Source organism: Sporichthyaceae bacterium, assembly GCA_036493475.1.
Lineage (GTDB): Bacteria > Actinomycetota > Actinomycetes > Sporichthyales > Sporichthyaceae > DASQPJ01.
Genome location: DASXPS010000075.1, coordinates 24,421 through 45,747, shown reverse-complemented (window position 1 = coordinate 45,747; position 21,327 = coordinate 24,421). Strand labels below are relative to the sequence as shown.

The window sequence follows — 21,327 nt, the reverse complement described above, 5'->3', positions numbered from 1 at the left end:
CGACCAGTTCGCCGACTTCTGCCGCTCGCTCAGCGAATTGTGCGGCACCGATCTCGTGCTGCCGATGAACACCGGGGCCGAGGCGGTCGAGACCGCGATCAAGGTGGCCCGCAAGTGGGGTTACACGGTCAAGGGCGTGCCGGCGGATCAGGCCACCATCATTGTGGCCGCGGACAACTTTCACGGCCGCACCACCACGATCGTCTCCTTCTCCACCGACCCCGGCGCCCGCGAGGACTTCGGCCCGTTCACCCCGGGCTTCAAGGTCGTCCCGTACGGCGACGCCGCGGCGCTGGAGGCGGCCATCGACGCCACCACGGTGGCCGTGCTGCTCGAGCCGATCCAGGGCGAGGCGGGCGTTGTCGTGCCGCCCGCGGGCTACCTGCAGGCGGTGCGCGAGGCCTGCACCCGGAACAACGTGCTGTTCGTGGCCGACGAGATCCAGTCCGGTCTCGGCCGCACCGGCGCGACGTTCGCCTGCGAGCATTCCGATGTCGTGCCGGACATGTATCTGCTCGGCAAGGCGCTGGGCGGCGGCATTGTGCCGGTGTCCGCCGTGGTCGCCGACGCCGACGTGCTCGGTGTGCTGCGCCCCGGCCAACACGGTTCCACGTTCGGCGGCAACCCGTTGGCCTGCGCGGTGGGTCGCGCGGTGGTGCGGCTGCTGAGCACCGGGGAGTTCCAGGCCGCAGCCCGGGTCCGGGGCGCGCAGTTGCACGCCCGGCTGGCCGAGTTGGCCCCGCTCGGCGTCACCGCCGTGCGCGGTCAGGGCCTATGGGCGGGCATCGACATCGACCCGGTAGTCGGCACCGGCCGGGAGATCTGCGAGCGGTTGATGGAGCGCGGGGTGCTGGCCAAGGACACCCACGGCTCCACCATCCGCCTCGCCCCCCCGCTGACCATCAACGAGGTCGAGGTGGACTGGGCCGTGGATCGGCTGGCCGAGGCACTGCGGGGCTGACGTTCTCTCAGTTCAGTCGGGAGCGGGCGGTACGCGCGTCCTGACGGGCCGAGCGGGCCACCAACGGGTGCTCGGCCTCCACCCGCTCCGCGAAAGCCTCCAGCGCCGTGGCCGCGGCGGCGAACTCGCCGGTGCGGGCCAATGTCTCGCCGTGCTCACGGCGCAGCGCCTCCGGGCAGCCGGGCAGCAGCAGCGACAGCTCCAACGCCCACAGTCGAGTACGCACCCGATCGGTGCGCGAGGCCCAGGTGCGGATGTTGGCGAGGATGCGCAACACCGTGCGCGGGGTGTCCCAGGGCCGCAGGTCGCGTGCGGTCGGCTCGTGCCCGACGGCCCGGTACACCGCCGCGGAAGTCACCGGTGTGCCGCCCGCGAACGGGTCCACCAATGCGAACTGGGACGGGTCGGTGGCCCGGTCCGGGTCGCCGATCCCGACCACGAAGTGACCCGGCAACCCGATGCCGTAGGCGGGGACATCGATGCGGCGAGCCACCTCCAACCACACCACCGAGAGCAGGATGGGCAGCCCGCGCCGGGAGCGCAGCACCTCGTGCAGTAGCGAGGAACGCAGTTCGTCGTAGTCCGACGTGGCCCCGGCGAACCCGACGTCGCCACCGAGCGTGGCCCGCAGGTGGCGGCCGATCGCGGCCGGATTTGCCTCGCCGGGCAGGCCGGCGCCCACCACCTGCGCCAGTGAGTCCAACCTGGCCCGGGCCACGTCAATGTCCAGGGTGGGCTCGACCTCGGTGCCCAGCAACAGACAGGGCAGGTCCAGCGGCCCGTTCGGGTCCGCGGCAGAAGCCGCGAACCGTTCCCGGACCTCACTCATGTCGCCCCTGACCCCGGTGCCACCCGGTAGTGATACGTGTGATGCAGCGTCAGACCGAGCTCGCGGTAGAGCGTGAGCGCCGGCTTGTTGTCGTTGGCCACCTGCAGGAAGACATTGCCGGCGCCCTGCTCTCGACCATATGCGACCAGCGCGCCCACGACATGGCGCGCCAATCCCCGCCGGCGTGCGGCCGGGGCGGTCTCCAATGCGGACAGGCCCACCCAGCCGTCCGCCACGGTAGCCCGGCCGATGGCCAGCACCTCGCCGTCGCACTCCACCTGCGCGAACGTCACCCGCTCCGGTCCGGTCAGCACGCTCAACCCGACCGGCGGGATGGACGCACCGCGCGCGCGGTAACACGCCAACCAACCCGGCGACGGCGCGGGCAGCAGTTGCGCGGGCGGCAACCCGGCCAACGCCGCCGGCTCGGGCACCGCGACGGCCGGGCCGGTCAACACCAGGATCTCCGCGCCGCGCGCGACGGTGAAACCGCGCGCGGCCAGCGCCTCGTCCACGTCCGTGGCCGTGCTCGGCACCGAGTACACCGACGCAAGCCCACGGCGGGCGTACCAGGCATCGACAAAGGCCATGGCCCGGTCCACCGGCAGGCCCGGATCACCCAGCGGCAGCACCGAGTTAGCGCGCAGCGTCCAGCCCGCCGACGCCCGCAGCAGCCACCCGGCGAGCTGCTCGGTCTCCGCCGCCGGCCAGCCCGCGGCGGCGATCGACTGCAGGGCCTGAACCTGCTCGGGTCTCCCGACGGCCCGCAGCGGGGCCGGCGGCACCCGTTTCCCGGCCAGCAACGTGTCCTGGGCGATCTCGGTCACCGTGCCGTCCTTGCGGGCCACCGCGAGCGTCCCGTCCGCCCAGCGCAGCAGCATCCCCACCGCATCGGACATGGTGCCGTCCGCCAGCCGACGCCGCACCGACACGCGCGCCCCGACATCCTGCGGCGAGATGGACACGACCAGCGCGAATCCCGTCGGCAACCATCGCCCCCCGTTGTCGTGACGGACTGACCTGCCCGTGATACTAAGTCGGGATTCGCAGCGCTAGGAGGAGCCACCCGTGACGTACGTGATCGCCCAGCCTTGCGTCGATCTGAAGGACAAGGCCTGCATCGAGGAATGTCCGGTCGACTGCATCTACGAGGGCGAGCGGATGTTGTACATCCACCCCGACGAGTGCGTGGACTGCGGCGCGTGCGAGCCGGTATGCCCGGTCGAGGCCATCTTTTACGAGGACGATGTGCCCGACCAGTGGAAGGACTTCTACAAGGCCAACGTGGAGTTCTTCGACGATCTCGGCTCGCCCGGTGGCGCCGCCAAGCTCGGCCTGATCGAGCGTGACCACGCCACGGTCGCGGCGTTGCCGCCGCAAGAGCACGAAGAGTGAGCCGCGGATCCCTTCCTGATTTCCCCTGGGACCGGCTGAGTCCGGTCAAGGACGCCGCGATCGCCGCCGCCGGTGCCGACGGATTGGTGGACCTCTCTGTCGGCACCCCGGTTGACCCCGCGCCTGCCGTGGTGCGGGCGGCCCTGGCCGCCGCGGCCGATGCCCCCGGCTACCCGCTGACCTCCGGCACCGCGGCGCTGCGGGAGACCATCGCCGGATTTCTGAGGAGTCGGTTCGGGATTGCCGGCCTGTCGCCCACGGCGGTGCTGCCCACCATCGGCTCCAAGGAGCTGGTGGCGTGGTTGCCCACGTTGCTCGGCATCGGCGCCGGTGATGTGGTCGCCCATCCCGCCTTGGCCTATCCGACCTACGACGTCGGCGCCCGGCTCGCCGGCGCCATTCCGGTGCCCGCGGACGACCCGGAGCAGCTGGACCGGGCCGCGGCCGCCGGGCCGGTCCGCGCGATCTGGGTGAACTCGCCGGCCAACCCGTCCGGCCGGGTACTCGGCCCGGACCAACTCAAGGCCTTGGTGCACTGGGCGCGTACGCACGATGCGGTGCTGGTCTCCGACGAGTGCTACGCCGAATTCGGCTGGGATGTCGAGCCGACTTCGGTGTTGCACCCCGACGTGTGCGGTGGGTCGCACGAAGGCCTGCTGGCCGTCCACTCACTGTCCAAACGGTCGAACCTGGCCGGCTACCGCGCCGCATTCCTGGCCGGGGACGCCGCGGTGATCGCCGGCCTGCTCGAGGTGCGCAAGCACGCCGGGATGATGGTGCCCGCGCCGGTGCAGGCCGCGATGATCGCCGCGCTCACCGACACCGAGCACGTGCGCGTGCAGCGAGAGCGCTACGCCGAACGCCGCCGGCTGTTGCGCGCCGCCCTGGCGGAAACCGGCTACCGGGTCGAGCACTCCGAGGCCGGGTTGTACCTATGGGCCACTCGCGACGAGGACTGCTGGGAAACCGTGCGGCGCTTCGCCGGCCACGGGATTCTGGTCGCGCCGGGGGAGTTCTACGGGGCCGCGGGCATGCGGCATGTGCGGGTGGCGCTCACCGCGACCGACGAACGCATCGCTGCGGCGGCCACCCGGCTACGCGCCGGATGATCAGCCCCGGGCGACGATCACGATGAACGCGGCCACCGCGATCAGCAGCGCCACCAGGGCCACCAGCAACGGGCCCTTGGCACCCGCCCGCGGCTCGTAGTGCTCGGCGCCGGCCACGAACGCGCGGAACATCTCGGTATTGCCGCCGGGATCCGGCTCCAAGTCCGACATGAGCCGACCATAGACCTCGCCGAGCCCGATCGCAGGCAGATACGCCGGCATGATCGCAAAGGCTGACCGCCGCGGGTGGGTCGGGCTACGGCGCGCCGCCGGCGGCCTGCAACGCGTCCGGTTCCGGTTCGGTGGCAATGCCGGTCAGGGCGGCGAAAACCACCACGTTCTGGGTGTATCCGGACGGGGAGTAGGCCCCTCCGCAGGTGATCAACCGCAACACCGGCACCGCGCTGGATCCGTAGACGGCCTCGGAGGGGAACGAGTCCTTCGGGTACAGGCCGCTCTCCCGCACGGTGAACTCCGCGATGCTGCGATCGGCCCGAGTGACCCAGATGCGGTCGCCCGGATGCAGTGCACCGAGGTTGAAGAACACGGCCTGGGCGTCGGGGGCGTCCAGGTGTCCGACGATCACCGCGGGACCGACCTCGCCCGGACTGGACAGGTTCTGGTACCAACCGGCCGGGGAGTTGGGGGCGTCCGGTGGCAGTTGCAGGGTGCCGTCCGGGTTCAGTCCCAGGCTGAGCAGGTTCGTCTCGATGCCCACCCGCGGGATGGAAAGGTGCACGGGCACCGAGCGGTCCAGGGTGAGCGCCATGGGCGCGACCACGGGCGTCTGCGGGACCGACGGGAACAACGAGTCGGTCAGATCCAACGGATCGTCGGAGTCATGATCCGACTGGGTCACCGCCGACTCCATGGACGGCACCGGAGCAGATTGTTTGCCGAAATCCAGCCCGATCACCATCGCGGCCACGCCGATCTGCGCGCACAGCGTGGCCACGGCGACGGCCAGGAAGGTCGTCCGGTCCATCGACCGGGACTTCCTGGCCGGAGCCGCAGCCGGTGCGCAGTCAGGTTCGGCCATGGACGTCAGACTGACAGATCGGCGGCCGAACGGAAGGGGCGAGGATCAGGCGTTCGGGCGGCGACGGAGCATGAACCCACCGGCGGCACACGCGACCAGCACGGCAGCGGCACCACCCACCGCGAGCGCGGTGTTGTCCGAGACCGCCGCGCCGCCGCCACCGGTGGCCGGGGCACCCTTGGGCACCGCGGACGGCTGGGTCGCCGGCGCGGTGGCCGCACTGGTCGGCTTGCTGGTCTTGTACTCGTCGGACTCGCTGCTGCTCGAGGAGCCCGCCGCGGAGGACATCGAGGACGAGCTACCCGAGCTGGACTTCGGCGGGGTGCACGGCGGCGGGGTCACGCAGGTCGAGGTCGACGAGGTGGCGGCTGCCGAGGGCTTCGCGGTCGCGGCTGCGCTGGAGCCGGTGTGCGTGGTCATTCCGGGCATGTCCGCGGACATCGAGCTGCCCGGAGCCATGTTCATGCCCGGCATCGCGTTGTTGCTCGACGAGGAGGAGCCGGAGCTGCCCGACGAGGAGGACCCGGAGCTGCTCGACGAGGAGGAGCCGGAGCTGCCCGACGAGGAGGAGCCGGAGCTGCCCGACTTCGGTGGCGTGCACGGCGGCGGAGTGACGCAGGTCGACGTGGACGACCCGGAGGAGTTCGAACCCGTGGCCAACGACGAGGAGGACGTGGCGGCGGAGCTCGGCTTGACCGAGGCAGCAGGCGTGGCGGAGGCGGTGGCGGGCGCAACCGTGGTGGTCGGCAACACCAGGGGTGCACCAGCGGGCGGCGCACCCGCGGGCGGAGCTCCGGCTCCCGCGGTTGACGAGGTCGAGTCGTTACCGGACTTCAGACCGATCAGCGACAGCACAACGGCGAGGAGCACGATCGCCACGAGTGCGCCGATGACCCAGGCTGTGTTGTTCGGACTGTCGTTGTCCGGGCCTGGTTGATCGTCCGACATGGTGTCGGCGGGATTATCGGACATGAGTGTCTCCCGTTGGCGAGCGCAATTGAGGCGAAATGCTATGCGCTCTCGGGTTCTTGCTGATCATGCTGGCCGCAAAGATCTTGTTAGCCTTCACACGCCTCTACGTTCACATTTGTCACTAGCGGACCATGATCCGCACCTGATCCCTCAACAGATCCGCCGGATCCTGCGAGCCACTGGGCGCCCGGTACTGCTGCCACCCACGGGCCGATTTGGACGCCGTCCACACCCGGCCGTCAAAGGCCACACTGGCCAGGCCGAGCGCTTTGGCCCGGGCCACCGCCCATTGCGCGCCGGCCCATCCGGCCCGACGTGAATCGGTCTCGGTTTCTGGGTACCGCACATCGAGCGTGCGCGGCGACACCAGCGGGCTGATCCGGGCGTCCACCGACGGACCGAACGCAGCCTCGAGTGCGGCGATCGCCTGCTGCATGCGGGCGGTGTGCCCGCTGGGCCCCGGGGTTTCCGGATCCAGCGACCCGATCCGCTCGGCGCAGGTGAACGCGGACGGCGAGTAACCCATCAGCGTCGAGGCCAGCACCCGGGCCCGCGGTTCGTGCTTGTCGTAGCCGTGCGGGTAGCCGCTGCGTTGTACCTTCTGCGCGGCCTCGCCGATGTCCATGGTCTTGTAGCCATCGATCTTGATCAGTGCGTCGAAGAACGCGTTGGCCGCATGCACCGGGTCCATGACCTCCGCCGAGGTGCCCCACCCCTGCGACGGGCGCTGTTGGAACAGACCCAGGGAGTCCCGATCACCGTGGTCCAGGTTCTGCAGCTTGGACTCCTGCAACGCGGTGGCCAGAGCAATGGTCGCCGCCCGAGCGGGCAGCGCGCGCCGCGCGGCCACCGCGGAGATGGTCGCGGCGTTGTCCGCCTGCTCCAGGCTGACGTGCACGGTGGTGCCGCCGGCCGTGGCGGTGCAGGCCTCGTGCAGCACCACCCGTTCGGAAAGGATGTGCAGGGTCACCGCCGCGGCACCGGCGAGCACCAGCATGCCCAGTGAGACGATCGCGGCCCGCCGCACCGGCCGGGTCAGTGCCATGGCCGTCCCCCGCCGGTGACAATGTGCAGCAAGGACGACATTGAGCAGGGCGCCCGGTGCGGCCGGGCCCGAACCGGGAGAACCGCGGAATGCCGACGGGAGTCATCGGGGTCGGATACGAGGATCGATCCGTCACGGAGTTCGTGCTGAGCCTGCGCGCCCACGGCGTGCACGTGCTGCTCGACGCTCGGCAGGTGCCGCGGTGCAGCCGGCGCGGCTTCAGCCGGCACTCGTTGGCCGAGGCGCTGCGGTCGGTGGGCATTCACTACGTGCACTACGAGGTGCTGGGCAATCCCGACCAGAACCAGGCCGGATTCCACGGTGATGCGACTGCGATGGCCGCGGCCGCAGCCCGGTATCGCACCCGGCTGGCCGAACCCGCCGCGCTGGCGGTTCTCACCGACCTGATCGCGGTGTCCCGACGGCGCCTGGTCGCGGTCATGACCATGGAGGTCGACGCCGAGCGTTCTCATCGGGCCACCCTGCTCGCGGAGATCGAGCGGCGGGCGGAGAACCGGCCCGCGGATATCGACGCGGTGCTCGCCGAGTTCCTCGAGCCCGCGGTTAGCGTCGCGGCGGAGCCGGTGGACACCCGGACCAAGGTCGAACGCGACATCGACGAACTGCTCGCCGAGTTCAGTTAGCGTGCAGGGCGGCGTTCAGCCCGCCCCAGTCGGCCCCCGCCCGGGCCACGGCCTCCACCGCGCCGGTCACGCTGTTGCGCCGGAACAACACGTTGTCCCGCCCGGAGAGTTCGCGGGCCTTGACGATGCTGCCGTCCGGCAGGCTCAGCTTGGTGCCCGCGGTGATGTAGCAACCGGCCTCCACCACGCACCCGTTGCCCAACGAGATGCCCAACCCGGCGTTGGCCCCGATCAGACAACCGGTGCCGACCCGGATGACCTCCTTGCCACCACCGGACAGCGTGCCCATGATCGATGCCCCGCCGCCCACGTCCGAGCCGTCGTCCACCAGCACGCCGGCCGAGATGCGACCCTCCACCATCGAGGCGCCCAACGTGCCCGCGTTGAAGTTGACGAAGCCCTCGTGCATGACCGTGGTGCCACTGGCCAGGTGGGCGCCCAACCGCACCCGATCCGCATCGGCGATGCGCACGCCGGTGGGCACCACGTAGTCGGTCATCCGCGGGAACTTGTCCACGCCGAAGACCTGCACCGGGCCGTCGGCGCGCAGCCGCGCGCGGATCAGCTCGAAGTCCTCCACCGGGCACGGTCCGCGGTCGGTCCACACCACGTTGGACAGCAAGCCGAAGATCCCGTCCAGGTTCGCCCCGTGCGGTGCGATCAGCCGGTGGGAGAGCAGATGCAGGCGCAGGTAGGCGTCGGCGGCGTCCACCGGCGGATCTGCCAGCGAGCCGATCACCGTGCGCACCACCTCGGTGCGCACCCCACGCTTGGCGTCCTTGCCGACCAACGCGGTCAGCACTGTCGGTGGCGCCGCGTCGTCCGGCGTGCCCAATGCCGGGCTGGGATACCAGGCGTCCAGCACCCGGCCGTCGGACTCCACCACCGTGGCCACGCCGTGGCCCCACGCACCCGTCGCACTCACCCGCCCACCGTATCCGCCCCATCCCAACTACCGTGGGCACATGTTGATCGACCCGAGCAGCGCGCTGGACCTGTCGTTGGACGGGCCCGCGTTGGCCGCCGACCTGGTGGCCCGCCCGTCGATCAGTGGCACCGAGGGGCCGTTGGCCGACGCGGTGGAGAAGGCGTTGCGCTCCCTGTCCCATCTGACGGTGGATCGGGACGGCGACGCGGTGGTGGCCCGCACGCAAAGCGGCAAGCCCGAGCGGGTGGTCATCGCCGGTCACCTGGACACCGTGCCCGCGGCCGGCAACCTGTCCGCCCGGGTGGAGGCCGACCGGCTGTACGGGCTGGGCGCCTGCGACATGAAGGGCGGCGTGGCGGTGGCGTTGCGGTTGGCCGCGACGCTGACCGACCCGGCCCGCGATGTCACCTACGTCTTCTACGACAACGAGGAGGTCGCCGCCGAGCTCAACGGGCTCGGTCGGTTGGCCCGGGCCCACCCGGATTGGTTGGCCGCGGACTTCGCGGTGCTGATGGAGCCGTCCAACGCCGGGGTGGAGGCCGGGTGCCAGGGCACGCTGCGGGTCGAGGTCACGGTGCGCGGCGTGCGCGCCCACAGCGCCCGGGCCTGGCGCGGGAAGAACGCCATCCACGGCGCCGGGGAAATTCTGGATCGGCTGCGGGCTTACCAGCCCCGCCGCCCCGTGGTCGACGCCCTGGAGTACCGCGAGGGTCTGTCCGCGGTGTTCGTGCGCGGCGGTGTGGCGGGCAACGTGATTCCCGACGAATGCGTGGTGACGGTCAATCACCGATTCGCCCCGGACCGAACCCCGGAGCAGGCACTGGACCACGTGCGGGAGGTGTTCGACGGCTTCGACGTCGCCTGCCTGGACATCGCGCCCGGTGCGCTGCCCGGCCTGAACCGGCCCGCGGCCGCGGCCTTTCTGGCCGCTACCGGTCGACCGCCGGCCCCGAAGTACGGCTGGACCGATGTCGCCCGGTTCTCCGAATTGGGCGTGCCGGCGGTGAACTACGGCCCCGGCGACCCGAGCCTGGCGCACGCCGCGGGGGAGTTCGTGGAGCTGCGCGAGATCCGGGAGTGCGAGGAGCGGTTACGCAGTTGGCTCAGCTACTGAGTTCTATGTTTTGAGGGCCTCGGCCAGCAACCGGTAGGAGTGCAGCCGGGCCTCATGGCTCCACACGTTGGTCACCACCATGAGCTCGTCCGCGCCCGATACGGCCAGCCGCTTGCTCACTTGCTCGCGCACGCCCGCCGGATCCCCGATCACCCCCAGCGGACGACGCCGGGCGATCGCGGCGCGCTCGGCGGCGGTGAAGGCGTGCGCGTCGACCTCCGCCGGGCTGGGCAACGGTTCGAACAGGCCCCGTTCGATGCGCAACCACGCCAGATCCATGGTCGAGGCCAGCCGCTCGGCCTCGGCGTGCGTGTCCGCGCAGACCACCGCGACGGCGAGGATCGCGTGCGGTGCGGGAAAGTCCGCGCTCGGGGTGAACGATTCCTTGTACGCCGCGATCGACGGACCCGGCGGGTCCGGGGTGAAGTGGGTGGCGAAGGCGTAGCCAAGGCCGGCCCGTCCGGCCGCGGCGGCGCTGGCCCCGCTGGACCCGAGAATCCACATCGGCGGACTGGCCACGTCCACCGGCATCACCGTCAGCTCCGCGAATGGGTGCCCGGCCGGGAACATCGCCCGGGACAGCGCGATCAGCTCGGACATCAACGAGGAGAAGGCGGTCCCGTCGAAGGCGCGCAGGGCGTTGCCGGCCACCTGATCCGACCCCGGCGCGCGGCCCAGTCCCAGGTCGATGCGGCCGGGGTAGAGCGCGGCCAGGGTGTGGAACGCCTCAGCCACCCGCAGCGGGGCGTGATTGGGCAGCATGATCCCGCCCGAGCCGACCCGGATCCGTTCGGTGTGCGCCGCCACGTGTGCGATCAGTACCTCAGGGGAACTGCTGGCCACCGAGGGCAGGCTGTGGTGCTCGGCGAACCAGTAGCGCACGTATCCGAGTTCGTCGGCCAACCGGGCCAGGTCGACCGTGCGACGCACGCACTCAGCAGCCGGGGTCCCCGTAGGCACCGGCGCAAGATCGAGGACCGACAGCGGGAGATCCATGGCAGATCAGATGCTGTCATGATGGGCGGGCGAGCCGGGACCGGGCCGGCTGACGGGGCGTACTAACGTCACGCGCATGGCCGAGCAGCCCGCCGGGCGGACCCCCGAGCACCACCGTGGACCCGTCATCCTGCGCCGCCGGTATGCGCAGACGTCCACCACCGACCAGCGACTGCTCGACGGGCTCGGTCCCAGCGACTGGGTGCACACCGACCCGTGGCGGGTGCTGCGTATCCAGGCGGAATTCGTCGAGGGCTTCGGCCTGCTCGCCGAGATCGGCCGGGCGATCACCGTGTTCGGCTCGGCGCGCACCCCGCGCGACCATCCCGAGTACGAGCTGAGCCGGCAGCTGGGGTACAGCCTGGCCAAGGCCGGCTGGGCGGTGATCACCGGCGGCGGCCCCGGCGTGATGGAGGCGGCCAACCGTGGATGCGTGGAGGCCGAGGGAACCTCGATCGGGCTGGGCATCGAGCTGCCGTTCGAGCAGGGCCTCAACGACTACGTCGACATCGGCATCGACTTCCGCTACTTCTTCGTGCGCAAGACGATGTTCGTCAAGTACGCGCAGGGCTTCGTGTTCATGCCCGGCGGGTTCGGCACCCTCGACGAGCTGTTCGAGGCGCTGGTGTTGGTGCAGACGCAGAAGGTCACCCGGTTCCCCACCGTGCTGATGGGTGTCGAATATTGGAGTCCCCTGGTCGAGTGGCTGCGCACCCGGATGGTGCAGGCGGGCAAGATCTCACCCGACGACATGGACCTGCTGCACATCACCGACGACGTGGACGAGGTCGTGCAGATCATGGCCGACGCGGACCAGCAGCGCCGCGGCCACGAGCGGGCCGCCGGGAATGCGTTGGCCGTCGACATGGCCGCGCAGACCGGCGAACTGCGCATGGTCCGGCCGGACCTGCGCGATAGCTGACGGTTCGTCAGGTCGATGTAAATGGCAAGCATCTGCGTGTTCTGTGCGTCCAGCGAGGCCATCGAGCCGCGCTGGGTGGAACTGGGTGCCGCGGTCGGTGCGGAGCTGGCCACCCGCGGGCACCGGTTGGTGTCCGGCGGCGGGTCGATCTCCACGATGGGTGCGCTGGCCCGCGCGGCGCGGGCGGGCGGTGCGCACACCACCGGGGTGATCCCGCAATCACTGGCGGACCGCGAGGTGGCCGACTCCGATGCGGATGAGTTGTTGGTGACCGCGGACATGCGCACCCGCAAGGGCGAGATGGACGCGCGCTCGGATGCGTTCCTGGTGCTGCCCGGCGGCATCGGCACGCTGGAGGAGTTGCTGGAGATCTGGGTGGCCCGGGTGCTCGGCATGCACGACAAGCCGGTGGTGGTGCTCGACCCGGCCGGTCTTTATGCGCCGCTGCGTGAGCAGGTCCGGGTGCTGGTCGAACAGCGGTTCATGCGCCCCGCGGCCGCCGACCTGCTGCGGTGGACGACCACCGTCGCCGAGGCCCTGGACGCCGTGGAGGCAGAGTTGGCCCGGCCCGTCGTGGCCCAGCCCGTCGAGGCGGAGATCATCGAGGTCGCCGAGCCCTGAGGAGCCAGCCAATGGATCTGTTCGACCTGACCGGCCGCACCGCCCTGGTCACCGGCGGCACGTCCGGCATCGGGGTGATGATTGCCCGCGGCCTGCTGCAGGCCGGCGCCACGGTGTGGCTCACCTCCCGCAAGCAGGACCAGGGCGATGCGGCGGTCGCCGAGCTGTCGCAGTTCGGCAAGGTGCAGTTCCTGGCCACCGACCTGGGCCGAGAGGAGGAATGCACCCGGTTGGCAGGCGAGATCGCCGCGCGGGAACCACGTCTGCACATCCTGGTAAACAACGCGGGCGCCAACTGGGGCGCGCCGTTGGAGGAGTTCCCGGCCAGTGCCTGGGACAAAGTGCTCGGCCTGAACGTCAAGGCCCCGTTCCTGCTCACCCGCGCCCTGCTGCCGCAACTGCAGGCTGCGGGCAGCGCGGACAATCCCGCCCGGGTGATCAACGTGGGCAGCATCGACGGTTTGCGGGTTCCGGCATTGCCGACGTATTCCTACTCGGCCTCCAAAGCCGCGCTGCACCACTTGACCCGGGTCCTGGCCCGCGAACTCGGACCCCGGCACATCACTGTCAACGCGATCGCCCCCGGCCCGTTCCGCAGCAAGATGATGGACGCGACGCTGAAGAGCCACGAGCAGCAGATCATCGCCGCGTCACCGCTGGGACGCGTCGGCGTCGACGACGACATGGCCGGTGCGGCGGTGTTTTTGGCCGGCCGGGCCTCGTCCTATGTGACCGGGGCGATCCTGCCGGTGGACGGCGGGATCTACACCACGTCCTGAGCGCGGTCAGACCAGGACGGTCGTGGCCTCGGGCTCATCGGTCTCCAGGAACACGAAGCGGCGGTAGGCCCAGAACCGGAAAATCGTGCCCAACGCCATGCCCACGACGTTCGCGGAGATGTTGTCGGCCAGCGGCGAGGTGAGGTCGAGCAGGTAGTGCGAGGTGCCGAGGCAGGACAGGGCGATGGCCAAGCCGACCGCGTTGAACCCGAAGAACAGCGCGTACTCCTTGCGCATGCCCTGCCGCTCACGGTGGCGGAAGGTCCAGTGGCGGTTGCCGAAGTAGGCCACCGTGGTGGCCACCACCGTGGAGATCGCCTTGGCGGTCAGCGGCTTGCTCTCCAGCGCGCCGGAGCGCAACGCGTTGAACGTGGTCAGGTCCACCAGGTAGGCCACCGCGCCGACCACGCCGAACTTCGCGAGTTCGTGCAGCAGATGACCGAACCGCTCGCGGACGGCCCGATTGAGGCCGCCGAGCCAGCTGCGGTCCAGAGGTCGGGCGTAACTCACCGGTGGCAGCCCTCTCAGCCGTCCCGGGACCTGGCCCCGAGCTCCCATGACAAATGCAGTACTCCCCCGCGAGGAAGAAATGTAACGGGCTGTGCCCGGTGAATTCGCACCCGGCCCGCGGTCGTGATCGAACGGCAACCCGACGTGGGGCTGATGTGACCCGGCAGTTAACGTGTGCGCGTGGCGGCGCCGGTAGTGGGCATGGTCGGCGACGGTCAACTCGCCCGGATGACCGCCCAGGCCGCGATCGCGTTGGATGTCCGGCTACGCGTGCTGGCCTCGTCGAAGGACTCCTCCGCGGGCAAGGTTGCCGCCGAGGTCACGCTGGGTGATCACGACGACCTGGACGACCTGCGTGCGTTCGCCGCCGAATGCGATGTGCTCACCTTCGACCACGAGCACGTGCCCACGGCCCACCTGGACACCCTGGTGGCGGAGGGGGTGCTGGTTCGCCCGGGGCCGCACGCCTTGCGTTATGCCCAGGACAAGTCTGCGATGCGTGAGCGGTTGACCGCGGCGGGCATCCCCACTCCGCCTTGGGCGCTGGTGGCCGATCCCGAACAGCTCGCCGCGTTCGGCGACCGGGCCGGCTGGCCGGTGATGGTGAAGACCCCGCGCGGTGGCTACGACGGCCGCGGGGTGCGGCTGGTGTTTGACGCCGAGGACGCCGCGGACTGGCTCGCCCGCGGACCGCTGCTGGCCGAGGCCAAGGTCGACTTCAGCCGCGAGCTCGCCGTGCTGTTGGCCCGCAGCCCGCACGGGCAGGCCGCGGTGTACCCGGTGCAGCAGACCGTTCAGCGCGACGGCATCTGCCGCGAGGTGATCGTGCCCGCGCCCATCAGCGAGGAGCACGCGTTGGACGCGATGCGCATCGGGCTGGCGGTGGCCGGGGAACTCGACGTGGTCGGGCTGCTGGCCGTCGAGCTGTTCGACACCCCGGACGGCGTGCTGGTCAACGAACTCGCCATGCGGCCACACAACAGCGGGCACTGGAGTATTGACGGCGCGATCACCAGCCAATTCGAGCAGCACCTGCGCGCGGTGCTGGACTGGCCACTGGGCGACACCTCGATGCGCAGCCCGCACGCGGTGATGGCCAACGTGCTCGGTGGGTCCCACCCCGATTTGCATTCCGGTTATCTGCACTGCATGGCGCACGACCCCGGCCTACGCATCCACAACTACGGCAAAAAGGTGGTGCCCGGCCGCAAGGTGGGCCACGTGACGGTCACCGGGGACGACCCGGCGGACCTGCTGGCCCGGGCCCGGCACGCGGCGGCCTTTCTGACTTACGAATATGAAGGCCTGATTGGCGAGGACGAAGGAGACCCCGATGGCTGAGCCCGACGCCCCGCCGGCGCCACCGTCCGGCCCGAAGCCGCTGGTCGGCATCGTGATGGGCTCGGACTCCGACTGGTCGGTGATGGAAGCGGCGGCCGAGGCGTTGGGCGAGTTCGATGTGCCGCACGAGGTCGATGTGGTCTCCGCGCACCGGATGCCGCAGGCCATGCTCGACTACGGCGCGAAGGCGGCCGGCCGCGGACTGAAGGTGATCATCGCCGGTGCCGGCGGAGCCGCCCACCTACCCGGCATGCTGGCCGCGGTGACGCCGTTGCCGGTGATCGGGGTGCCGGTGCCGCTGAAGAACCTGGACGGCCTGGATTCGCTGCTGTCCATCGTGCAGATGCCCGCCGGGGTACCGGTGGCCACCGTGGCGATCGGCAACGCGCGTAACGCCGGCCTGCTCGCGGTGCGCATTCTGGGCACCGCGGATCCCGACCTGCGCAACCGGATGAGCGACTTCCAGAAAGATCTCGAGGCCGGGGCCCGGGCCAAGGGGGCTGCGCTGCGTCGGCGTTGACCGTCCTGGTCGAGCAGCTAGTTGCGGCCGAACCCGCGGTAGGCCCAGCCGGCCGCCCGCCAGGCGGTGGCGTCCAGCGCGTTGCGGGCGTCCAGCACACAGGGCCGGTTGACCGCCTCGGCCAGCGCGGCCGGGTCCAGCGCGGCGAACTCCGGCCATTCGGTCAGGTGCAACACCAGGTTCGCCCCGGTGCACGCGGCCACCGCGGACTCCGCGTAGGTCAGCGTGGGGAAGCGGTCCCGGGCGTTCGGCATCGCCTTCGGGTCGTAAACGGTGACCAGGGCGCCGGCCAGTTGTAGTTCACCGGCCACGTGCAGTGCCGGCGAGTCGCGCACATCGTCGGAGTCCGGCTTGAACGCCGCTCCCAAGATGGCGATGTGTTCGCCGACCACGGACCCGCCACACATCTCGCGAGCCAGTTCGACGGTGCGGGAACGGCGGCGCAGGTTGATCGCGTCCACCTCGCGCAGGAACATCAGCGCCTCCGAGGCGCCGAGCTCCCCGGCCCGGGCCATGAAGGCACGGATGTCCTTGGGCAGGCAGCCACCGCCGAAGCCCAGGCCGGCGTTGAGGAACTTCCGGCCGATGCGCGGGTCGTGGCCGAGCGCGTCGGCCAGGGCGCTGACGTCGGCGCCCGCCGCCTCACACACCTCGGCCATCGCGTTGATGAAGGAGATCTTGGTGGCCAGGAACGCGTTCGCGGCCACCTTGACCAACTCCGCGGTCGCGTAGTCGGTGGTCAGGAACGGCACCCCCGCGGAAATCTGCTCGGCGTACACCTCGCGCAGCATGGCCACCGCGGCCTCGGTGCGCGCGCCGATCACCAAGCGGTCGGGGCGCAACGTGTCGGCCACTGCAAAGCCCTCGCGCAGGAACTCCGGGTTCCAGGCCAGCTCCGCACCCACCCGGGCGGGCGCGGTGCGGGCCAACTCCTCGGCCAGCCGCGCGGCGGTGCCCACCGGCACGGTGGATTTGCCGACCACCAGACAGGCCCGGTCCAGGTGCGGTGCCAACCCGGCGATCACCGAGTTGACCTGGCTCAGGTCGGCGGCCAGCTCGCCCTGCCGCTGCGGGGTGCCCACACAGGTGAAATGCACGTCGCCGAAGGCAGCCACCTCGGCGTAGGAGGTGGTGAAGCGCAGCCGGCCGCCCTCGATGTGCTTGGCCACCAACGGCTGCAGGTCGGGCTCGAAGAACGGCACCTCACCCGCGGACAACATGCCGATCTTCACCGCATCGACGTCCATGCCGAGCACCTCGAAACCCAGCTCGGCCATGCATGCGGCGTGCGTCACACCGAGGTACCCGGTGCCCAACACCGTCAGCCGCAGCGTCACCACCGCTCCTTCCCATCACACTCAAAGCTGAGGCTAATGTCCGGCGTCTACCATCTGGTGTATTCACACGATCACTGCGCGCGACTCGCCCAGATGTACCGGACGGCGACCCGTCGCGTGTTGATACTGGTCATCTTGTCCCCGGCCGGGGGAGTCGGTGAGATGTCGGAGGCTGTCCGTGCACATCCCGAAGGCCGACCTTCGCCGTAAGTCGGAGCTGGTCCGGTTCCGGCGGGCGCTGGCGTTGCTGGGCATGACCCTCGTGCTGCCCGGCTCGGCGCAGGTGATGTGCGGGTCGAAGACCGTCGGGCGGGCTGCGCTGCGGGTGCTTGGGCTGTGTGCCGCGGTGTGCGTGGTCGGCTTTCTGATCATCGGGCGCAACGGGGTGATCAAGCTCGGTCTGAACACCACCGCGCTGACTCTGGGCGAGGTTGCCGTCACCGTGCTCGCGCTGTGCTGGCTGGCGCTGTTCGTGGACGCGTGGCGGTTGGGGCGGCCACCGACACTGCGCCGTCCGCACCGTCTGGTGTCCGCAGGCCTGTCGCTGACCCTGATGGCCGGCATCACGGTGCCGATGGCCTACGGCGCGTACCTGATGGACCTGCAGCGCAACGTCATCAAGGACGTATTCGTGCAGGGCGGCCTCGGTCAGCTCTACAACGGCCGACTGAACGTGCTGCTGCTCGGTGGCGACGGCGGCCTGGACCGCACCGGCATCCGCACCGACTCGATCTCGTTGGCCAGCATCGACGTGGCCACCGGCAAGACCGTGCTGTTCTCGTTGCCGCGCAACCTGCAGTACGTGCAGTTCCCGCCGGGCACCACGATGGCCAAGCACTTCCCGAACGGATTCCCGGACTTCGCCTTCGGCATCTACACCTGGGCGACGGAGAACAAGAACCTGTTCCCCGGCGTCTCCGACCCCGGCGCACTCGCGGTCGAACAGGCGGTGGCGCAGACCCTCGGCATCCCGGTGCACTACTACGCGCTGGTGAACCTGCAGGGATTCCAGAGCGTGATCGACGCGCTGGGCGGCATCACGCTGCGGGTCGGCGAGCGGCTGCCGATCGGTGGCGGGCACACCATGGGTGGCGCACCGAACCCGATCCTGGGCTGGATCGAGCCCGGCCTGCAGCACCTCGACGGGTACCACGCGCTGTGGTACGCCCGATCCCGCGCGACCACCACCGACTATGACCGGATGGCCCGGCAGCGCTGCGTGTTCGGCGCGATCCTGCGCGAGGCCAACCCGGCGACCGTGCTGAAGAACTACAGCGGCCTGGCCCACTCGGCCAAGAAGGTGCTGACCACCGACCTGACGACAGGCGCCCTATCCCGACTGGTCGACGTGGCCAACCTGACCAAGAACACCAAGGTGACCAGCGTCCAATTCACCAACCAGGTCATCGATCCGGCCAACCCGGACATCAACTACATCCGGCAGAAGGTGCAGGAGGCGATCACGGCCTCGGAGGCACAGCCGGTGCCGACCGCGACGCCGACCGCCTCGGCCAAGGCGAAGGCCAAGCCCACCAAGGCCAAGACCAAGGTGAAGCCCAAGCCGACCAAGCAGCCGACGGTGTCCGCGGCGCCGGGCGACCCGGAGTCGGTCGACGACAGCTGCCAGTACTCCTGAGCATGGCCGTCGACTGCACTGACGCGACCCTCCCGAGGGTCGCGGTGATCATGCCGATCCTCAACGAGGGCCGGCACCTGCGGCACGCCGTCGGCGCGGTGCAGGCCCAGGATTACCGCGGGCCGATGGAGATCGTGCTCGCGCTGGGTCCGTCCACCGACGACACCGATGTCATCGCCAAAGAACTGGCCGACGCCGACCCGCGGATCACCACGGTGCAGAACCCGACCGGGGCCACCCCGCGCGGGTTGAACGCGGCCATCGCGGCGAGTACCCACGAGATCGTGGTACGTGTCGACGGCCACGCCATCCTGCCGCCGGACTACGTGCGCATCGCGGTCGAGGTGCTCGCCGAAACCGGCGCGGACAACGTCGGCGGCGTGATGGCCGCCGAGGGGGTGACCCCGTTCGAGCAGGCGGTGGCCAGGGCCATGCGCAGCCGGTTGGGCATCGGCGCCGCCCGGTTCCATGTGGGCGGCGAGGCCGGCCCCGCGGACACCGTCTACCTGGGGGTGTTCCGCCGGGAGATGCTGCACCGGGTCGGCGGCTTCGACGAGTCGCTGCGCCGCGCGCAGGACTGGGAGCTCAACCACCGCATCCGCGAGGCCGGCGGCACCGTGTGGTTCACTCCGCGCATCCAGGTCACCTACCGGCCGCGGCCGGACCTGCCCTCGTTGGCCAAGCAGTTCTTCCGCACCGGACAGTGGCGTCGGGGGGTGATCCGGCGGACGCCGCGCACCGCTAACGCCCGGTACCTGGCCCCGCCCGCCGCGGTGCTTGCTGTGCTCGGGGGCACCGTCCTCGGGTTGTCCGGCAGGCGCATCGGGTGGCTGGCGCCCGGTGGGTATCTGGCCGCGGTGCTGGCGGGTTCCCTCGCCAATCGCAAGGGCCTGGGCACGGGTGCCGCCGCGCGGCTGCCGGTGGTGCTCACCACCATGCACATGGCCTGGGGCGCAGGTTTCCTGCTCAGTCCGAAGGACCTGATTCCGGAACCCGAGCTCAACGCTCCCGAGTGACCTCGTTGGCACGGCGCAGGTCGGCGACGAAGTCGACCTCTACCGCGTAGAACCGGGAGATGTCCACCGGGCGCACCCGCAGGCCCGCCGCGATCGCCGTCTCCAGACCGCGCTCGAAGTAGTCGGTGTCCGCGCATGCGTCCAGGTGCGAAATCAGCAGGTCCTTGTCCGCGGGGCCGACGAAGTTGATGCCGATCGCCTCGCCAAGCCCGTCCGGGACCGTCTTGGACAGGCCCAGCACCATGCCGTCGCCGTCCACCGTGTACTTGATCTCCTCCTCGCCCACGGCCGCGGTGTTCACGCACACGAACGATTCGCCGGCCGCGATCTGTGGTGCCACCGCCTGCAGAATCGCCGGGTCGAACACCACGTCGCCGTTCAACCAGAGCACGCCGCCGGGCCCGGCGAGGCGCAGCGCGCGCAGCAGGCTCTTCGCGGTGTTCGTCTGGTCGTAGCGCTCGTTGTAGGCGTAGAGGACGTCCGGGTGCGCCTCCATGATCAGGTCCAGCTTGAAGCCGACCACCACGATGACCGGCACGTCCGCACCGAACACGGCGCGGACGCCATCCAACTGGCGGGCCATGATCGTTCGGCCACTCACCAGCGGGGTCAAAGGCTTGGGAAACGGCATGCCCAGCCGGGAGCCGAAGCCCGCGGCGAGCACCACCACCTGTACTGCTGGGGCCATCGGGCGATCGTACGCGCGGGGACGGTGCGTGCGGGCCGCGTTGAGCCGGGCGCGCTGATATACACGGCCGTGTGGCTTCCGATGTCCGATCGCCCGGCACCCGGCCCCGGCCGTCGCTGGCCGAGTTGCGGGCCAAGGCGCAGCCGCCGGCCGTGCTGTCCCGGGCCAACGCCGAGCACTGGGCCGGGTTGGCCTACGGCCGCAAGATCTCCATCCACCTGACCCGGGCCTTGGTCAACACCCGCATCACCCCGGACGCCATCACCTGGACGATGATCGTGGCCGGGGGCCTGTCCGCGATATCGCTGTCCATCCCGGGCCTGCCCACCGCGATCCTGGCCGTGCTGCTGATTCAGTGTCAGTTGATCCTGGATTGCTCGGACGGGGAGTTGGCCCGGTGGCGGGACAAGACCGGCGCCAGCGGGGTGTACCTGGACCGCATCGGCCACTACGTCACCGAGGCCGGACTGACCGCGGCACTGGGTATTCGGGCCGGCGGCGGTTGGGGGTCACTGGACGGCTGGGCCACCCTCGGCTTCGCCACCGCCACCGTCACGCTGATCGTGAAGGCGGAGACCGACCTGGTGCACACCGCCCGGGCGTTGGCCAAGCTGCCGCCCACCGCGGACGGCGAACAGACCATTCGCACCGCGGGCCTGCGCGGGGCCCGGGCGATCTTCGGCTGGATTCCCATTCACCGCGCGCTGCTGGCGCTGGAGTTTTCCTTCCTGGCCATGGTTATTGCCGTCGTCGACGCAATCGCCGGCAACCACGACGCCACCAGGGCGTTGACCGTCGCGATGCTGCCCATCGCGACCTTTGTGGCCGGCGGACACCTGCTCGCGATCCTGTTGTCCAACCGGCTACGCGCGCCGGAGATCGAACAGTGAAACATCGGGCAGGACGGGACGAACGGTCCGAACGC

24 protein-coding genes are annotated in these 21,327 nt (G+C 70.4%); 14 read left to right on the top strand and 10 right to left on the bottom strand.

All coding sequences use genetic code 11. The features are described 5' to 3' along the window. A partial coding sequence (gene rocD, locus VGJ14_08420) for an ornithine--oxo-acid transaminase (protein ID HEY2832433.1) occupies positions 1–961 on the top strand: 961 nt, incomplete at its 5' end. A 7-nt stretch (positions 962–968) separates the two neighbouring features. Here the strand turns inward: rocD and VGJ14_08415 are convergent. Further along, positions 969–1,790 (bottom strand): transglutaminase-like domain-containing protein, encoded by an 822-nt coding sequence (locus VGJ14_08415; GenBank protein ID HEY2832432.1) that lies wholly within the window; start codon positions 1,788–1,790, stop codon positions 969–971. Continuing rightward, positions 1,787–2,779 (bottom strand): GNAT family N-acetyltransferase, encoded by a 993-nt coding sequence (locus tag VGJ14_08410; protein HEY2832431.1) that lies wholly within the window; start codon positions 2,777–2,779, stop codon positions 1,787–1,789. The genes VGJ14_08415 and VGJ14_08410 overlap by 4 nt, the downstream gene beginning before the upstream one ends. A gap of 79 nt (positions 2,780–2,858) precedes the next feature. Between VGJ14_08410 and fdxA the strand changes: the two genes are divergently transcribed. After that, positions 2,859–3,185 carry a ferredoxin gene (gene fdxA, locus VGJ14_08405; protein HEY2832430.1) on the top strand — a complete coding sequence of 109 codons (327 nt, stop codon included), beginning with the start codon at positions 2,859–2,861 and terminating at the stop codon, positions 3,183–3,185. Continuing rightward, a complete protein-coding gene (dapC, locus tag VGJ14_08400) occupies positions 3,182–4,294 on the top strand; it encodes a succinyldiaminopimelate transaminase (protein HEY2832429.1) in 1,113 nt (370 codons plus the stop codon). Before fdxA ends, dapC begins: the two co-directional genes overlap by 4 nt. On the opposite strand, the gene VGJ14_08395 is transcribed toward dapC, so the two are convergent. Both VGJ14_08395 and VGJ14_08390 read right to left on the bottom strand, forming a co-directional pair. Further along, on the bottom strand, positions 4,295–4,465 hold the full coding sequence (locus VGJ14_08395; protein ID HEY2832428.1) for a hypothetical protein: 171 nt from the start codon (positions 4,463–4,465) through the stop codon (positions 4,295–4,297). A gap of 85 nt (positions 4,466–4,550) precedes the next feature. Further along, positions 4,551–5,279 (bottom strand): class F sortase, encoded by a 729-nt coding sequence (locus VGJ14_08390; protein HEY2832427.1) that lies wholly within the window; start codon positions 5,277–5,279, stop codon positions 4,551–4,553. Positions 5,280–5,403: 124 nt separating this feature from the next. On the opposite strand from VGJ14_08390, the gene VGJ14_08385 reads away from it, so the two are divergent. Beyond that, on the top strand, positions 5,404–6,270 hold the full coding sequence (locus tag VGJ14_08385) for a hypothetical protein (GenBank protein ID HEY2832426.1): 867 nt from the start codon (positions 5,404–5,406) through the stop codon (positions 6,268–6,270). A 156-nt stretch (positions 6,271–6,426) separates the two neighbouring features. Here the strand turns inward: VGJ14_08385 and VGJ14_08380 are convergent, their stop codons facing one another. Beyond that, positions 6,427–7,350, bottom strand: coding sequence for a hypothetical protein (locus VGJ14_08380; protein ID HEY2832425.1), 924 nt, complete (start codon positions 7,348–7,350; stop codon positions 6,427–6,429). A gap of 89 nt (positions 7,351–7,439) precedes the next feature. Between VGJ14_08380 and VGJ14_08375 the strand changes: the two genes are divergently transcribed. Beyond that, positions 7,440–7,994, top strand: coding sequence for a DUF488 domain-containing protein (locus VGJ14_08375; GenBank protein ID HEY2832424.1), 555 nt, complete (start codon positions 7,440–7,442; stop codon positions 7,992–7,994). Here the strand turns inward: VGJ14_08375 and dapD are convergent. Continuing rightward, positions 7,987–8,919, bottom strand: coding sequence for a 2,3,4,5-tetrahydropyridine-2,6-dicarboxylate N-succinyltransferase (gene dapD, locus VGJ14_08370; GenBank protein HEY2832423.1), 933 nt, complete (start codon positions 8,917–8,919; stop codon positions 7,987–7,989). The two genes, VGJ14_08375 and dapD, sit on opposite strands and share 8 nt — an antisense overlap. A gap of 40 nt (positions 8,920–8,959) precedes the next feature. Here dapD and dapE point away from each other — a divergent pair, with 40 nt between their 5' ends. Then, the gene (gene dapE / locus VGJ14_08365) at positions 8,960–10,036 is read left to right on the top strand and encodes a succinyl-diaminopimelate desuccinylase (GenBank protein ID HEY2832422.1); all 1,077 of its coding nucleotides are present in this window, start codon (positions 8,960–8,962) and stop codon (positions 10,034–10,036) included. 3 nt (positions 10,037–10,039) lie between these two features. Here the strand turns inward: dapE and VGJ14_08360 are convergent, their stop codons facing one another. Then, entirely contained in the window at positions 10,040–11,032 is a 993-nt protein-coding gene (locus tag VGJ14_08360) for an LLM class flavin-dependent oxidoreductase (protein ID HEY2832421.1), read from the bottom strand. 76 nt (positions 11,033–11,108) lie between these two features. On the opposite strand from VGJ14_08360, the gene VGJ14_08355 reads away from it, so the two are divergent. From VGJ14_08355 to VGJ14_08345, 3 genes are read left to right on the top strand one after another with little or no spacing between them, the layout of a single operon-like run. Beyond that, entirely contained in the window at positions 11,109–11,954 is an 846-nt protein-coding gene (locus VGJ14_08355; protein HEY2832420.1) for a TIGR00730 family Rossman fold protein, read from the top strand. A 21-nt stretch (positions 11,955–11,975) separates the two neighbouring features. Next, entirely contained in the window at positions 11,976–12,575 is a 600-nt protein-coding gene (locus tag VGJ14_08350) for a TIGR00730 family Rossman fold protein (GenBank protein ID HEY2832419.1), read from the top strand. 11 nt (positions 12,576–12,586) lie between these two features. Further along, positions 12,587–13,354, top strand: coding sequence for an SDR family oxidoreductase (locus VGJ14_08345; protein ID HEY2832418.1), 768 nt, complete (start codon positions 12,587–12,589; stop codon positions 13,352–13,354). Between the two features lie 6 nt (positions 13,355–13,360). Here VGJ14_08345 and VGJ14_08340 read toward each other — a convergent pair whose 3' ends face one another. Next, positions 13,361–13,864, bottom strand: a complete 504-nt coding sequence (locus VGJ14_08340) for a GtrA family protein (protein ID HEY2832417.1) — start codon at positions 13,862–13,864, stop codon at positions 13,361–13,363. Between the two features lie 180 nt (positions 13,865–14,044). Between VGJ14_08340 and VGJ14_08335 the strand changes: the two genes are divergently transcribed. Together VGJ14_08335 and purE are read left to right on the top strand one after the other, a co-directional pair. Then, a complete protein-coding gene (locus VGJ14_08335) occupies positions 14,045–15,205 on the top strand; it encodes a 5-(carboxyamino)imidazole ribonucleotide synthase (GenBank protein HEY2832416.1) in 1,161 nt (386 codons plus the stop codon). Then, positions 15,198–15,725, top strand: a complete 528-nt coding sequence (purE, locus tag VGJ14_08330) for a 5-(carboxyamino)imidazole ribonucleotide mutase (protein ID HEY2832415.1) — start codon at positions 15,198–15,200, stop codon at positions 15,723–15,725. Before VGJ14_08335 ends, purE begins: the two co-directional genes overlap by 8 nt. 17 nt (positions 15,726–15,742) lie before the next feature. Here purE and VGJ14_08325 read toward each other — a convergent pair whose 3' ends face one another. Further along, entirely contained in the window at positions 15,743–17,062 is a 1,320-nt protein-coding gene (locus tag VGJ14_08325; GenBank protein HEY2832414.1) for a UDP-glucose/GDP-mannose dehydrogenase family protein, read from the bottom strand. Positions 17,063–17,240: 178 nt separating this feature from the next. On the opposite strand from VGJ14_08325, the gene VGJ14_08320 reads away from it, so the two are divergent. Continuing rightward, positions 17,241–18,698 carry an LCP family protein gene (locus VGJ14_08320; GenBank protein ID HEY2832413.1) on the top strand — a complete coding sequence of 486 codons (1,458 nt, stop codon included), beginning with the start codon at positions 17,241–17,243 and terminating at the stop codon, positions 18,696–18,698. Positions 18,699–18,700: 2 nt separating this feature from the next. After that, entirely contained in the window at positions 18,701–19,714 is a 1,014-nt protein-coding gene (locus tag VGJ14_08315; protein HEY2832412.1) for a glycosyltransferase family 2 protein, read from the top strand. On the opposite strand, the gene VGJ14_08310 is transcribed toward VGJ14_08315, so the two are convergent. Beyond that, positions 19,698–20,402 carry an NTP transferase domain-containing protein gene (locus tag VGJ14_08310; GenBank protein ID HEY2832411.1) on the bottom strand — a complete coding sequence of 235 codons (705 nt, stop codon included), beginning with the start codon at positions 20,400–20,402 and terminating at the stop codon, positions 19,698–19,700. The two genes, VGJ14_08315 and VGJ14_08310, sit on opposite strands and share 17 nt — an antisense overlap. 71 nt (positions 20,403–20,473) lie before the next feature. On the opposite strand from VGJ14_08310, the gene VGJ14_08305 reads away from it, so the two are divergent. Further along, on the top strand, positions 20,474–21,292 hold the full coding sequence (locus VGJ14_08305; GenBank protein ID HEY2832410.1) for a CDP-alcohol phosphatidyltransferase family protein: 819 nt from the start codon (positions 20,474–20,476) through the stop codon (positions 21,290–21,292). Positions 21,293–21,327 lie beyond the last annotated feature (35 nt).

What these genes read in the sequence shown, in the direction of transcription:
- purE (HEY2832415.1), top strand. Translation starts at nt 15,198, where the DNA reads ATGGCTGAGCCCGACGCCCCGCCGGCGCCACCGTCCGGCCCGAAGCCG.
- VGJ14_08310 (HEY2832411.1), bottom strand. Translation starts at nt 20,402, where the DNA reads ATGGCCCCAGCAGTACAGGTGGTGGTGCTCGCCGCGGGCTTCGGCTCC.
- VGJ14_08350 (HEY2832419.1), top strand. Translation starts at nt 11,976, where the DNA reads ATGGCAAGCATCTGCGTGTTCTGTGCGTCCAGCGAGGCCATCGAGCCG.
- VGJ14_08355 (HEY2832420.1), top strand. Translation starts at nt 11,109, where the DNA reads ATGGCCGAGCAGCCCGCCGGGCGGACCCCCGAGCACCACCGTGGACCC.
- VGJ14_08415 (HEY2832432.1), bottom strand. Translation starts at nt 1,790, where the DNA reads ATGAGTGAGGTCCGGGAACGGTTCGCGGCTTCTGCCGCGGACCCGAAC.
- dapE (HEY2832422.1), top strand. Translation starts at nt 8,960, where the DNA reads ATGTTGATCGACCCGAGCAGCGCGCTGGACCTGTCGTTGGACGGGCCC.
- VGJ14_08375 (HEY2832424.1), top strand. Translation starts at nt 7,440, where the DNA reads ATGCCGACGGGAGTCATCGGGGTCGGATACGAGGATCGATCCGTCACG.
- VGJ14_08380 (HEY2832425.1), bottom strand. Translation starts at nt 7,350, where the DNA reads ATGGCACTGACCCGGCCGGTGCGGCGGGCCGCGATCGTCTCACTGGGC.
- VGJ14_08390 (HEY2832427.1), bottom strand. Translation starts at nt 5,279, where the DNA reads ATGGACCGGACGACCTTCCTGGCCGTCGCCGTGGCCACGCTGTGCGCG.
- VGJ14_08385 (HEY2832426.1), top strand. Translation starts at nt 5,404, where the DNA reads ATGAACCCACCGGCGGCACACGCGACCAGCACGGCAGCGGCACCACCC.
- VGJ14_08360 (HEY2832421.1), bottom strand. Translation starts at nt 11,032, where the DNA reads ATGGATCTCCCGCTGTCGGTCCTCGATCTTGCGCCGGTGCCTACGGGG.
- VGJ14_08395 (HEY2832428.1), bottom strand. Translation starts at nt 4,465, where the DNA reads ATGTCGGACTTGGAGCCGGATCCCGGCGGCAATACCGAGATGTTCCGC.
- VGJ14_08315 (HEY2832412.1), top strand. Translation starts at nt 18,701, where the DNA reads ATGGCCGTCGACTGCACTGACGCGACCCTCCCGAGGGTCGCGGTGATC.
- VGJ14_08345 (HEY2832418.1), top strand. Translation starts at nt 12,587, where the DNA reads ATGGATCTGTTCGACCTGACCGGCCGCACCGCCCTGGTCACCGGCGGC.